This is a genomic window from Paenibacillus sp. P4_E11 (assembly GCF_056401635.1).
Genome location: NZ_JBFUIX010000594.1, coordinates 1 through 884 on the forward strand (window position 1 = coordinate 1; position 884 = coordinate 884).

Consider the following 884-nt stretch of genomic DNA (forward strand, 5'->3'; position numbering starts at 1 on the left):
CAACAAGGACATTGTTGACTTGTATAGCTTTCATCCATCGTCTTCATCGTTGTTCCATGTTCTTCGAGCTTGTATTCGAGTTGCTTTTGAATTTTACCAAAACTCCAATTGGATAACTTTTGATTTACGATTTTTCTTCTTTTCTTTTTCGTGTTTCTCTGTACGCCTTCTACTTTGCCAACTACTATCGTTTTKACATCATTTTCCGTACACCACTGTACGAATTGTCTTGTTGTTTTGTGGATGGCATCGTTTAGTTGGCGGTCACTTTTGCTTAGCACGTACATTTTCGCTTTTTTGTACTTTTTCCATTGACGACTGCCTTTTTTGCACTTGCTCATGAGTTTTTGCAGCTCGGCTACCTTCTTGTTTCTAAGCCTGTGTATGCTCCTTACTCTTCTTCCTGTGATGATGACAGCTTTGTTTTCTGTGGTCGTCGCTGTGATGGAATGAATTTCACCTAAATCAACACCAACAACTTGATTTCCTTGGTTTTCCGTTGCTGCTTTCCCATCTTCATAGCTCATGGCTACCATTAGTTTCCGGTCAAACACAAGTTCAATTTCTTTGATTTCTGCATTAGGCAAGTGAGGTACGGTGATTTGGATCGGTCGTTGTCGTTTCCCGTCTTGAATACCTAAACTCAGTTCAATCACATTGCTTTCTATCTTGAACGATTTGTCTACCCATTTCGTATTGAAATACTTTTTATTCTTGTAGGGGTACTTGTTATTCAACCCTTTGCTTTTACTCTGTTTTGCGCTGTCTCGGGCAAATACATATTTATGGCTAACCGCCTGTATGGACTGTGAATGCAAGGGGAATCGATGTTTCAATGCTGCTTGAAGTTCTGTTTTTCCAATCCATTTTCCGTTGTGTTGGGT

General features: G+C 39.9%; 1 protein-coding gene. It reads right to left on the reverse strand.

The features are described 5' to 3' along the window. On the reverse strand, positions 1 to 884 hold an 884-nt coding region (locus AC1DWB_RS36295), incomplete at both ends, for an RNA-guided endonuclease InsQ/TnpB family protein (protein WP_477545894.1).